This window comes from Campylobacter concisus (assembly GCF_003048445.1).
GTDB classification, from domain to species: Bacteria; Campylobacterota; Campylobacteria; order Campylobacterales; family Campylobacteraceae; genus Campylobacter_A; species Campylobacter_A concisus_BF.
In genome coordinates, this window is record NZ_PIQW01000014.1 from 20,383 (window position 1) to 33,057 (window position 12,675).

The following is a 12,675-nucleotide window of genomic DNA, read 5'->3' on the forward strand; positions in this document are numbered from 1 at the left end:
CGTTAAGGGGGAAGAGAGCTTCTTTGCTTCGTTAGCTCGCAACTGCAAGTAGACCGTAATTCAAGTCCCTTTGTCTCCCTTTTGGATAAAAGAGTTTTTAAATTTAAGGTCTGTATTTTTAAAAGAGAAATTTGCTATTTTACAAATTTTAAAATTCCACTCATCCCTAAGAATTGACTACTAAAATTTGGCTTCGCTTGCCGCTTAGCTCAAATTTTAGAGCCAAAATTGCTCGTTCATGAAATTTTAAAATTTGTTTCACACTAAGAACATGGCACTTTGGCACTATTGCATATTTTGAACATGTGCCGAAGGATAAAAAGAGTGGGCAAGGTGTACGAATTTCGTATCTGACTTGCATTGCAAGCCTACAAAGCAAAATATAAGCCTTTACCCACCTCCTATTTTTAGAAAATAAATTTATAAATTTGACCGCTAACTTTTTGACCTACACAAACGAAATGGCAAAAATTTCAGGTTTTGCGATCTTTTTTATCTCTTCTTTTGCCATGGCAAATTCTTTTGCACCCTCTATTTTTAGCGTGTGGCCGCTAAACTCAAAGCTTAAATTTAACTTCTCACAGGTTATATCGAGTGCCTTGGCTAGCGCAAGGATAAAGCTTAGCCACCTTACACACTCAGCCTTTGGTAATAAATTTTTATACTTTTCAAACTCATAAATATTTTTCTTGCCATTTGTGCCAATTACTGCGGCTATTAGTGCCTTTTGCTCGTGTGAAAAGCCGTAGTTTAGGGCATTTAGTATGATATAGGCTGAGTTTTTGTGATCACCGTAAAAGCCTATCTCTTGACCGACATTGTGAAGTTTTGCAGCAATTAGTAGCGTATCAAGATAGCTCTCATTTAGTCCATGAAGCTTTTTAAGCGCCACAAAGATATCTTTTGCGTATCTTGCCACGGCTTTATTGCAAGATAGGATGAAGCGATCTTGCAGGCTTTTGACGCTTGGGTTAAAATTTTCTGGAAATTTAAGACTTGGACGCAAAAAGTCTTTTAAAAAGACCCCTTCTCTTACACCAACGCCACTTGTGATGACATTTTTGGCGTTTAGCGCCTTGGCAAGGGCTAAAAATATATGTGCGCCCTCTCTAATGGTGTCATATCTATCTTTTTTTATAGGGAATTTATTTAGTTCAAGCACGCTAACGTTTGCAATGCTCTCGATGTAGGCTTGCTCGTCACCAAGCTTGTAGCAAAAGCCATGTAGTGACGAGAGCGGATATAAATTTTTGCTCATTATGGCTGATGAGATCGCTCTTAAAGAGCCGCCGATGGCTATTAAATTTGGACACTTAAATCGCTCATCTATCTGTGCCGTGATCTGCGATAGAAATTTTGGTAGTTTGTTTAAATTTTTCTTATCAAAAAATAGCTCTTTTAGCCTCACTGTGCCTATATCAAGTGAGAGGACATCGACTATCTTGCTGTTACTTATCCTAGCAAGCTCGGTCGAGCCTCCGCCGATGTCGATAGTGACGCACTCGGCTAGATTGTGAAGCAAATTTTTAGCCGCTATCGCTCCAAAAGTAGCCTCTTCTTTGCCGTCAATGACTTTTAAATTTATGCCAAGTTTTTTTCTTAAAAGAGAGATCAAAACGCCTGAGTTTGGAGCATCTCTAAGCGCTGAAGTGCCGACACATAGGACTTTGGAGCATTTATAGCTTTTTATGATGTTGTCAAATTCGCCAAAAGCTTTGATCGCTTTTTGCATTGAAGCTTCTGAAATTTCGTTGTTTGAGCCGTATCCACCTTCTCCCAGTCGCACTTTGGTTTTATATTCAGCTAGTATAAAAAATGCTAAGCGTGATGTGCGCTCAAATATCGCCATACGCATAGAATTTGAGCCAAGATCGATCACTGCGGTTCTCTTTGCCATTTTTTATCCTTTTAAATTTAAAACGAGGCTTGCAACTGCTCCGTTTGTGTTCTCTCTATTTTTGATAGATATCTCAGCCCCAAGTGCCTGTGCTGCGCCCTTTGCGAGAAATAGTCCAAGTCCAGCACCACCTTTGTTGCCGTATCTTTTAAATGGAGCAAACAAGTCCTTGCTCTCGTCTATGCCCACGCCCTCGTCGGCAACCTCGATGATAAATTTACTCTTTTCAACCCTTGAGCTAATCGTAATCGTGCTATTTTTTGGAGAAAATTTGATAGCATTTTGGACGAAATTTTGCACGATGTGAGTTAGCAGGCTAGTTTGGATATTTAGGTTAAAAATTTCAGGTTTTAGATCGAGTGCGAGATTTTTTTCTTCACCTTTTGCTAGCACTTCGTAGTTTTTACCTAGTTTTTTTAAAAATGCGATCACGTCGGTATTTACTGGCTCTTCAAACTGCGCGCCTTCTTGACGGCCGATCTCAAGGACCGAGCCTATCATAGCGTTCATGCCGTTGATCGCTTCGTTGTTTGATTTTAGCGCTTCTATGTATTTTTCGCTATCTCTTGGCTTTAAAAGCGTCACTTCGTTTTTGGTTTTCATAACGGCAAGTGGAGTTTTTAGCTCATGCGCCACGCCTACAAAGAGCTCTTTTTGGTATAAAACGAAAGTTTGTATGCGAGAGATCAGCCTATTTATGCTATTACCAAGTGGCAAAAACTCGTCTGGCAGGCTTTTGATATCGATCTCTTTTAGAAATTTCTCATCTAAATTTGTAAGCTTGTGACTTAAAATTTTTATAGGTATTAAAAGCATTCTTGATAAAAATAGTGCGTAAAATAGCACCAAAAGTATCGCTGTGACATTTACGATTATAATATCTATAAAAATTTCTTCTACTATCTGGCTTTGAAGCGTCGTCTCTTTCTCTAGAACTAAGTAGTTACTATCATCTAGCCTTGTTGTTAGCGTGGTTGTGCTCTTATCTTTGATCTTTTGCATCACGAGGTAGGGTTTTTCGCCTTTAAGCTCGCCTACTTTTACGGTGGCTAGAGTTTTGTTTGGGATTTCTATAGTAAAAGTTTTTAGATTGTTAGGATTGAAATTTTGTGGATTGTTCTTGTAGGCTGTGGCTTGCTGGTTTAACTCGCTAACTACACTTTGAAAAACGGTGACTCTTATGTAGTGATAGAGCATCACCGAAACAACGGCAATTAGCATCATCGCACCAGATGCTAATTGCAGTATAAATCTATTTCTTAAGCTTTTTTGGGAAAGCAAAATCTATATCCGCGTCTTCTAACAGTTTCTATTGTTGAAATATTTAGCGGTTTGTCCATTTTTTGGCGGATTTGGTTGATAGCAACCTCGATAACGTTTGGAGTTACAAGCTCTGGCTCTTCCCAGATAGCGTCAAGTAGTTGCTCTTTAGATACGATCTGATCTGAATGTCTTGCAAGGTGAGTTAATACCTCAAATGGCTTGCCTTTTAGCTCGATGTCGCGACCAAGATATGTGATCTTCTCTTCATCAGGGTTGATGATAAGCTCGTCTATCTTGATGATATTTGTGCCACCAAAGCGTAGTCTAGCCTCTAGTCTAGCTACTAAAATGTCAAAATCAAATGGCTTTTTGATGTAGTCATCAGCGCCAGCTCTAAGTGCTTTTATCTCGCTCTCTTTGTCGTCTTTTGCAGAAAGAACTACAACTGAAGTGCGTGGAGATTTATGTTTTATGATATTTATAAGATCAACGCCGTCACCATCTTGAAGCATCCAGTCAGTCAAAACTAAGTCATAGTTTCTGATGCCGATGTAGTACTCAGCGTCTTTAAAATTTTCAGAGCTATCTGTCTGATAACCAAACTCTTGCAACCCCTCAGCAATCGTCTTATTTAGCGTTACTTCGTCTTCTACTATTAAAATACGCATTTCTTTTCCTTAAACTAAAATTTATGGTCGATTGTATCATAAATTAAGAAATATTTCAAGATACTTTAATAAATTTTTAAAAAACAGTGCTGATTTTTGCACCGACAATTGCATTTGGTAAAATCTCGGTTTTTAAAATCTCCATATCTAAGCTAGTAAGCGAGCTAAACCTCTCTTTTAGCGCTTTGCAGGTTGCTTCTAATGACTCTTCTACGCTTTGAAATTTCATCTCATTGTAAAATTCTTTTATAAAATCCGCCACCAAAACATAATCAATCAAGCTAGTAGAGCGAAATTCTAAGCTTACTTTTACCTCTTGCTTTGCAACTCTCTCAAAGTCAAACATCCCGATAACAGTTTGAAATTTATAATCTTTAATGATCGTTGTTATTTCACTTTTCATACGACTTTTTGCTCCTTGCCTGAAAGCAGGCGAACGATATTTGGTATGTGTTTATAAACTACCAAAAATGCGATGATAAGGATCGGCGCGTGAGTGTAAATTTCATCAAGCTCTGGGTGGATGATAAAGCTTGATGCGATGAGAGCTATCAGCGCGCATAGCGAGGCTAGAGAGCTTATTTTTAAAAATTTACCGACCAAAAACCAAACGACAAGAGCGATTATGATCTCAACTGGTAAGAAAAATGCGAGCACGCCAGCCCCAGTTGCCACGCCTTTGCCACCTTGAAAGCCTAAAAATATAGAAAAACAATGCCCCGCAACGCTTAAAACTGCCATCGTCCAAAGCACGCTTTGGCTAGCTCCAAGCAAAGAGGCTATGATGAGTGGCAAAACGCCCTTTAAAACGTCACAAACTACGGTTAAAATGGCTAGTTTTTTGGCGAGTTTTGGGTTTGTTTGCTTTAAAACCCTTAAAACATTTGTCGCGCCTATGCTTTTGCTGCCCTCTTTTTTTATATCAACATGTCCGAAAATTTTTGCTAGTATGAGCCCTGATGGGATGCTGCCAAGCAGGTAGCTAACGGCATAAAGTATTAAATTTTGCATATTTTACCTTTTAAATTTAAAGAGAAATGATATTAAAAAAATACTAATTTTTTTATAAATCATCTCCACAGAAGCACGATTTTTTCGTCGTAGATGTCGCTTTTCTTTGGTGAAATTTGCGTTTCGTTTATCGTGATGTTCCTAACATCATTTGCCTCTTTTAGCGCATCGCACTCTTGTGCAAATTTCTCTTCGAGCTCGCTTATGGCTAAGCTTATATCATTTACGCTTTGCTCGCTAAGCTTGACATCGCTTCGCTCTTTTAAGACCTTGTTTGCACTTCTTGCGCTTGAGGCGATCTTGCCCGCGTTTTGGCGAGATAAGAGCTTGTTGCCAAATATCGCTCCAAATATGCTTGCGCCTATATTTATAGCTGCGTCAAGGCCGCTTGTGGTCATCTCTTTTTGTTCTTTATCAAGCTTTGCAAGGGCTTTGTTTAGCTTATCTTGCAAGCTTTTTTGCTCTTTTTCAAATTTAGCCGTGAGCTTTGCGGTTTGCTCCTCTAAAATTTCGTTGCACTTATCTTGAAGCCTTATAAAAAACTCCTCTTTTGTCTCGTTTTCTTTTGAGTAAATTCCCATCGCCTCAAAGGTGTTAAATTTGAAATTTCTATACAAAAACTCTTTAAAATCTTTCTCTAAAGCGTCAAAATTTTTAGCGCTCGTTATGAAATTTGGCACAGCAGCAAAGCTTGCACCGCTTGGCTCATTTTCGCTCGCATCAACGCGCATGCCTTCGCTAGCCTCGCTCCAGTTTGGCTCTTTGTCATTTTCACTAAGCTCGTAAAGATAGCTCACCTCACAAACGCTGTCTATGCTCTTTTTAGCGTCGTAAATTCTCACTTTTGCGCTTGCTAGTAAATTTGGTGTGAGGCTTTTTGAGTTAGCATAAAGCTGCGTGATCGCACTTGAGATGATAGGCTTTGCGCTAAATTTCATCTCGCTTTTATCTACATTTTGGCTGTTTAAATTCTCTTTTTTATCTTTCATCAAATTTGAAATTTGCTCACGGCTTAGCGGACCTTTTAGATAGCTAAGTGCCCAGCGAGTGGAGATGACATTTAGTCCGTCCTCGTTTATATTTTTGAGTAAGAAATTTCTTTTGGCTAAATTTGATATGAGATTTTCAAGTGAAGCTTTGTCTAAGCTTGAGCCTGTGATGCCGCTTAGTCCGTCGATCACGCGGGCTTTGTCCTGCGCTGTTTGGAGACGGCCGATGAACCAAGTGCCGATGTTGCTAAGGCCTTTGTAGTCAAGATCGACTGGGTTTTGCGTGCTTAAAACGCAGCCCAAACCAAATGCACGGGCTTGTTTTAAGAGTGTGAGCATAGGCGTTTTTGACGGAGGGTTTGCGTTTGGCGGGAAGAAGCCAAAAATTTCATCCATATATAGGATCGCTCTAAGTGAGCTAGTGCCCTCTGTGCCGCGCATCCACGCTATGATCTCGTTTAGTAAAAGGGTGACAAAAAACATCCTCTCAGCGTCATTTAGGTGCGAGATCGTAAAAATATTGCACTTTGCTTTGCCGTTTTCGTCAAAAAGCATCTTTGAAATTTCAAGTCTAACGCCCTGCGTCCAGCCCTTAAAGCTTGGGCTTGCGATGAGCGCGTTTATCTTCATGGCAAGCTTTAGACGCTCACTGCTTGGATAAAAGGTATCTACATCAAAAACGCCTATCTTTTTAAACGGCGGATTTGCTATGAAATTTATAAGCTCTTCGATGCTGACGTCTTTTTGCTCTTTAAATTTGCTCTCAAATATAGTGGAGATAAGCAGCTGCTCTTTTGAGCTCATATCCTCAGAACTCATGCCAATAAGCGATATCACCGACGCTGCGAGCGAGTTTATATAGTTGCTAAAAATTTCTTCGTCACTAATATTTGGGCAGGCAAAGTCGCTAAGTAGCGCCACGCCTATGCCAGCTGAGCTTTTTGGTGTGTAGATATTAAAGCTAGCGCTATCTTTTAAAATTTTTACTCGCTCAAGGTCTTGAAAGCTCGACTCTATGCCGTTTCTCCAAAGCTCGGCCTGAGCGGCGGCAAATTCCTCTACGCTTTGACCTTTATTTGCCGCTTCTGCTTCGTCGACATAAGGTAAAAAATCCTCCGCTCTCATCTGCGGAAAGGTGAGGGCTAAATTTGTGATATCGCCCTTTGGATCGATGATGATAGAGGGAATGTTGTCTATGCAGGCCTCTTCTAAAAGCGTGATACCAAGGCCTGTTTTGCCGCTACCAGTCATACCGATAATGGCTGCGTGGGTGGTTAGGTCCTTGTTTTTATAAAAAAATGGCTCTTTATCTTTTAGTCCGATGTAAAAAAGTTTTAAATTTTCTTGTATGGTTTTCACTAATTGCCTTATTCGTATAAATTTATGCGTGAGCGAAGCTCATCAAGCGTCTCTTTGACGCGCTTTTGCGTGAAGTCTTTTATCGTTTTGTCATCATCAACTAGCTGCATGCAGTATCTGATGTAGCCCTTGTATGCTAGCTCAGTGACTAGCTTTAGCTTCAAAGAGACGTTTTTTACTTCATTTGGTGAGAGCATGATGTCAAAATTTGCCTCTAACTCCTCGCCGTCTTTAAAATTTGTAGCTTGTGAGCTTAATATGCTCATGCCGCCTTCTGAGATGTCATAAAGGCTGCCAACAAGCTCGCCTTGCTCTCCTTTTAGAGAAATTTTGGTAAAGCGATTTGGCAAGACGCGCTGGAATTTTCTCTTGTTTGCATGCATGGTCGCTGTGCGTGAGAAATTTGAAAGAGTGACGCTTTTATCGGCGATATTGTAGTCGATGATGTCGGCGCGAAGTTGCTTTGAGAAAAAGCTGTTTGGCAGGATAAAGCCCTTGCCATCTTGCTTCATGGCTAAAATTTGCATCATATCTACGCGAAAGACGACGCTATCTTCTTTAACCTCTAAAATTTCGGCTTCGTATTTTATATTTAGTCCGTCGTATAAATTTAAAAACTCAGGGCGGACTTTGGCGTTTTTCATGCGTGTAAATGTATTGATCGGATCTTCATAGAAAAATGAACCAGTATCGATCATCGTTTTTACCGTGGCTTCTTGGTGATCCTGCGTGTTATATAAAATTTCTTTCATCCTTGAGACGGCATTTACAAAATAGCCCACATATACTGCATCATCGCAGGCGTGACTAAAATTTAGTGTCAAATTTAAGAGCAAGAAATTTACTAGCTCGTCTTTTGCATTTAGTTTTGGTATTAGGCTGTTTAAGTCGTCGCGAATCTGTGTGGCATTTGGTTTTTGGATCAGCAGCGCGTCAAAGATACTCTCAAGGCAAATTTTCATCTGCTCGTGTGGCACTACAAGGGTCAGTTGTCTGCAAAATTTGATACCCTCATCTATAAATTTAGCTCTTAAACCAAGTATGCAATCCTCGCAATTTTCGACAAGTTCTTGCCTGCCCTTAAACTCCATGGGGTCTCCAAAAAAGGTTATTTATTAAAACATCGCTATCATATATAAAGTTATATTAAAAAAATATTTAAATTTGTGTAGAGAGGAAATTTCTAGGCAAGGCTGCCTAGAAATTTGAATAATTATAGTTTGCTTTCGTTGTGTGAAAGGTAGTCAGCAACGCCTTCTGTGCTTGGTTTCATACCAGCATCACCTTTGTGCCAGCCAGCTGGGCAAACTTCGCCGTGCTCGTTTGTAAATAGCATAGTATCTACCATTCTGATCATCTCGTCGATGTTTCTACCAAGTGGTAGGTCGTTTATAACTGCGTGGCGAACTGTGCCATCTTTGTCAAGCAAGAATGATCCGCGAAGTGCTACACCAGCGTCTTCTAGAAGTACGTCAAAGCCGCGAGCGATTGATTTTGTCATGTCAGCTACGATCGGGAAGCGAACTTTGCCGATACCGCCTTTATTTACTGGAGTCTCTTTCCATGCAAAGTGTGAGAACTGGTTGTCGCAAGAAACTGCGATAACTTCGATACCGCGTGACTTGAACTCGTCATATCTTTTATCAAATGCGATGATCTCGCTTGGGCAAACGAATGTAAAGTCCATTGGGTAGAAAAATACAACAGCGCCTTTTTCACCGATGTTTTTGTAAAGGTTGAAATCATTTACAATTTGATTGTTTCCTAAAACTGCTGCAGCTGTAAAGTCAGGTGCTTTTTTTGTTACAAACATATTTTCTCCTTAATAATAAATTTTATTGATTGCGAAATTATATCCATAAAAATTTAAATTCTAATTAAATAGATCTGGAAATTTTAAACAGTGTAATTTTAATATGCATTTGAAAATGAATGGAAATTTTTAAAAATTTATAGAGGATGTTGTAGAAATTTTATTAAATTTAAAGTTTTGGATGTAGAAGCGGTTAATTACAGGTCGCTAAAATTTCTTCCACCAAATTTTAGTATCGCAGAACCCCAAGTAAAGCCACCGCCAAATGCATCAAGAAGTAAAATAGAGCCATTTTTAATGCGTCCATCCTCGTAAGCATCATTTATCGCCATTGGGATAGAAGCGGAGCTTGTGTTGCCGTATTTTGCAACTGTCAAAACACACTGCTCGTCTGTAAAATTTAGCCTATTTTTTACGGCGTCTATTATCCTGATATTTGCTTGATGAGGTATGAAAAAGTCGATATCTTCGCTTTGCATTTTATTTTCATGTAAAATTTCTATCACGCTTTTGCTAAGCGTTTGAACCGCTATTTTAAAGACCTCATTTCCGCTCATGTGGATGAAATTTAGCCTATTTTTTAGCGTCTCTTCGCTAGCCGGAAATGCACTGCCACATCCTGGAGTTATCAAAAGCTCAGCCTGTCTGCCATCGCTTGCAGTGTGGATGTCGATGATCTCATTTTCTTCGCTAGCACTTATCACAGCAGCACCAGCTCCGTCGCCAAAAAGTATGCATGTGCTTCTATCTGTGTAGTCGATTATCGAGCTTAGTTTTTCAGCTCCTATGATCAAAACATTTTTTTTAGCACTGCTTATGATAAGAGAATTTGCAATCTCTAAAAGATAGATAAATCCTGTGCAAGCCGCACTTATATCAAAAGCTGTAATGCCAAAATTTAAGCCTAAATTTGAAGCTATCTTGCAAGCAGTTGAAGGCATGCAAAGATGATCTGGAGATATCGTAGCGCAGATTACCGCATCGATTTGTGATTTTTCAAGCCCTGAGCGCTTTATAGCTAGCTCAGCAGCTTTTGTGCCAAGGTCGCTTGTTATCTCGGTTGTTGCGATGTGTCTTTGCTCTATACCAGTTCGCTTCACTATCCACTCATCGCTCGTGTCGACCATTTTTTCAAAATCAAAATTTGTTAAAATTTTTTCTGGGACATACGACGCAATGGAGATCAATGAAGCTTTTGGCATATTTTACCTTGCAAAGTGTGAAAGTTCTTCTTCTATAACTTTATTTATATTCGAGTTAGCAAATTTAATTGCTTGAAAGATTGCATTTTTTATAGCTTTTGAGTTACTTTTGCCGTGGCTTATGATGACGCAGCCATTTACGCCAAGAAGCGGAGCACCGCCATACTCATCGTAGCTAACCTGTTTTTTTAGAGTTTTAAAGACTTTTCTCATAAGCACTGATCCAGCCATAGCAAGAGGTGATTTTTTGACTTGCTTTTTGATGATCTTGCCTATGGCATCAGCGACACCTTCGCTAGTTTTTAGTAGGATATTTCCCATAAAACCGTCACAAACCATGACATCAATGCTGCCATCAAAAATTTGATTGCCCTCTGCATTGCCAACAAAGCTATCAAGCCTAGAAACTAGTTTAAAAGCCTCTTTGCTGACTTCATTGCCTTTGCTTTCCTCTTCGCCGTTTGACAAAAGACCTACTTTTGGCTCTTTTCTGCCTAAAATTTCTTTTGCATAGGCTTCGCCCATTATGGCAAATTGAAATAAGTGTTCGCTTCTGCAATCAACATTTGCGCCAACATCCAAAACCAAAGTAGCTGTCTCTTTTGAATTAGGCATAAGCGTAGCGATTGCTGGACGAGATACATTTTTTAATCTACCAACTCTTAACGTAGCTAAACTCATAGTAGCACCGCTGTGACCAGCAGAAACGACAGCATCGACTTCTTTTTCTTTTAAAAGCTCAACAGCTTTGTAGATCGTGCTATCTTTTCTTTTTAGTGCGTCTGTCGCTCCGTCAGCCATAGAGATGACTTCGGTAGCTTCTATAAATTCTATATTTTTTAAATAGGGTTGTGGGATGAGTGGTTTTATGGCATTGCTATCGCCAACTAATACAGCTTTAAATTCTGCCTCTTTCAGTGCTTCGATAACGCCAGATATTATAGGCTCTGCACCAAAATCACCACCCATAGCATCAATAGCAATGCGAATCATATTTTAGTATTCACCTGTTGTTTTGTTTATGCGGTGAGGCATTTTCCAAGAACCATCTTTGTCTTTTACAGGCACTGGAAGTGTAACTTTGTAATGTGTTCTACGTTTTGCTGCACGAGAATGACTCACTCTTCGCTTTGGTACTGCCATTTTACTCTCCTTTATAAATTTTTACATTTTTCACAATAAAAATAATCGCTCTTAAAAGCTTCTAGCTCGCTTTCAAAAACTTCTTTTAAATCAATATTGCCATCAAAAAATTCAACCGTATCGCTAAGCTCATTTTCTCTGTCTTTATAGACACCATCACTTAAATTTAGCTCTACGTCTTGATCGATAGGCAACATAAATTCATCACCACATCGATCACAAATATATTTTATCTCACCCTTTATAGTGCCTTGGCATTTTACCAAAAAAGGGTCTTTTCTTTTTAAAATTCCACTAAAAACTAGATCATTGTTTCTTACTAGCTCAAAGTTTATCTCTTTGTTTGCTATTTTAGAAAACGGAATAATCAAATTTTAGTCCAAAATTAGCAAATTTCTCTTGAAGCAAAGAAGAAATTTATCTCATTTACAGCGTTTTCTAGGCTGTCGCTTCCGTGAACTGCGTTTGCGTCAATGCTATCAGCAAAATCAGCTCTAATAGTGCCAGGAGCTGCTTCTTTTGGGTTAGTTGCACCCATTAGCTCGCGGTTTTTAGCAACTGCATTTTCGCCCTCTAAAACCATAACTACAACTGGTCCGCTTACCATAAAATCAACTAGATCGTTGAAGAAAGGTCTATCTTTATGAACTGCATAAAATGCTTTTGCATCGCATTTGCTAAGTTTGATTTTCTTTGCAGCTGCGATTCTTAAGCCATTGCTTTCAAATCTATCTATAATCTTTCCAACAACATTTTTCTTAACAGCGTCAGGCTTAATAATAGAAAGTGTTCTTTGCATAAATTTTCCTTAAAATTTAGGTTATTTAAATGAAGTTGGCAATTATATCAAATAAAGCTTAAAAATAAAATAGGCTCAAATTTGAGCCTAAATTTTGTAAATTTATTGGATAACTGGAGTGCTGCCAATGCGAGCGTCAGCACCGATTTGATCACGTGAAGGTTGTCCTGCTACTACGGCATCCCAAACGATGCAACCATCAGTTGGACAGGCAGATGCACAGGCTGGTTCGTCGTTGTAACCTACGCACTCAACGCATTTGTTTGAATAAACATAGTATGTATCTGCTCCAGTTGGGTTGTCGCTATCATCAACAATAGCTGAAACTGGACACTCATCGATGCATGAACCACAGCTTATGCATATATCGGTTATTTTTACAGACATTTTTTCTCCTTAAATAAAATTTTGGCGTAGAATATCAAAAAAAACTGAAAATGATATAAATATACTCTTAAATTTTCATAGCACGCTTAATTTCTCTAAACTACATTTATAAAGTTTTTATCACTTTTAGACTAAATTTACAGA

14 protein-coding genes are annotated in these 12,675 nt (G+C 39.0%); all 14 read right to left on the bottom strand.

All coding sequences use genetic code 11. From position 1 onward, the window contains the following. Window positions 1-448 precede the first annotated feature (448 nt). Entirely contained in the window at window positions 449-1,897 is a 1,449-nt protein-coding gene (locus CVT14_RS08960) for a Ppx/GppA phosphatase family protein (protein WP_107850160.1), read from the bottom strand. Window positions 1,898-1,900: 3 nt separating this feature from the next. Next, window positions 1,901-3,118: a sensor histidine kinase gene (locus tag CVT14_RS08965; RefSeq protein WP_199907334.1), complete on the bottom strand. Its 1,218-nt coding sequence runs from the start codon at window positions 3,116-3,118 to the stop codon at window positions 1,901-1,903. A gap of 38 nt (window positions 3,119-3,156) precedes the next feature. Then, a complete protein-coding gene (hsrA, locus tag CVT14_RS08970; RefSeq protein ID WP_002942555.1) occupies window positions 3,157-3,828 on the bottom strand; it encodes a homeostatic response regulator transcription factor HsrA in 672 nt (223 codons plus the stop codon). A 76-nt stretch (window positions 3,829-3,904) separates the two neighbouring features. Continuing rightward, window positions 3,905-4,231, bottom strand: coding sequence for a dihydroneopterin aldolase (locus CVT14_RS08975; protein ID WP_002942574.1), 327 nt, complete (start codon window positions 4,229-4,231; stop codon window positions 3,905-3,907). Further along, window positions 4,228-4,839, bottom strand: a complete 612-nt coding sequence (gene plsY, locus CVT14_RS08980; protein WP_021089007.1) for a glycerol-3-phosphate 1-O-acyltransferase PlsY — start codon at window positions 4,837-4,839, stop codon at window positions 4,228-4,230. Before plsY ends, CVT14_RS08975 begins: the two co-directional genes overlap by 4 nt. 59 nt (window positions 4,840-4,898) lie before the next feature. Then, window positions 4,899-7,187 carry an ATP-binding protein gene (locus CVT14_RS08985; RefSeq protein WP_021089029.1) on the bottom strand — a complete coding sequence of 763 codons (2,289 nt, stop codon included), beginning with the start codon at window positions 7,185-7,187 and terminating at the stop codon, window positions 4,899-4,901. Window positions 7,188-7,195: 8 nt separating this feature from the next. Then, complete coding sequence (locus CVT14_RS08990; RefSeq protein ID WP_021089041.1) at window positions 7,196-8,278, bottom strand: PilZ domain-containing protein; 1,083 nt, start codon at window positions 8,276-8,278, stop codon at window positions 7,196-7,198. Between the two features lie 122 nt (window positions 8,279-8,400). Continuing rightward, window positions 8,401-9,000, bottom strand: a complete 600-nt coding sequence (locus tag CVT14_RS08995) for a peroxiredoxin (RefSeq protein ID WP_107850161.1) — start codon at window positions 8,998-9,000, stop codon at window positions 8,401-8,403. Between the two features lie 197 nt (window positions 9,001-9,197). Further along, window positions 9,198-10,202, bottom strand: a complete 1,005-nt coding sequence (locus CVT14_RS09000) for a beta-ketoacyl-ACP synthase III (RefSeq protein ID WP_107850162.1) — start codon at window positions 10,200-10,202, stop codon at window positions 9,198-9,200. Window positions 10,203-10,205: 3 nt separating this feature from the next. After that, window positions 10,206-11,195 (bottom strand): phosphate acyltransferase PlsX, encoded by a 990-nt coding sequence (gene plsX / locus CVT14_RS09005; protein ID WP_087582711.1) that lies wholly within the window; start codon window positions 11,193-11,195, stop codon window positions 10,206-10,208. A 3-nt stretch (window positions 11,196-11,198) separates the two neighbouring features. Continuing rightward, entirely contained in the window at window positions 11,199-11,345 is a 147-nt protein-coding gene (rpmF, locus tag CVT14_RS09010; protein ID WP_002942540.1) for a 50S ribosomal protein L32, read from the bottom strand. An 11-nt stretch (window positions 11,346-11,356) separates the two neighbouring features. Continuing rightward, window positions 11,357-11,716: a hypothetical protein gene (locus CVT14_RS09015; RefSeq protein WP_002942543.1), complete on the bottom strand. Its 360-nt coding sequence runs from the start codon at window positions 11,714-11,716 to the stop codon at window positions 11,357-11,359. A gap of 14 nt (window positions 11,717-11,730) precedes the next feature. Continuing rightward, on the bottom strand, window positions 11,731-12,144 hold the full coding sequence (gene ndk, locus CVT14_RS09020) for a nucleoside-diphosphate kinase (protein WP_002942517.1): 414 nt from the start codon (window positions 12,142-12,144) through the stop codon (window positions 11,731-11,733). Between the two features lie 102 nt (window positions 12,145-12,246). After that, window positions 12,247-12,531 carry an NADH-quinone oxidoreductase subunit I gene (locus tag CVT14_RS09025; protein ID WP_107850163.1) on the bottom strand — a complete coding sequence of 95 codons (285 nt, stop codon included), beginning with the start codon at window positions 12,529-12,531 and terminating at the stop codon, window positions 12,247-12,249. Between the last annotated feature and the right edge of the window lie 144 nt (window positions 12,532-12,675).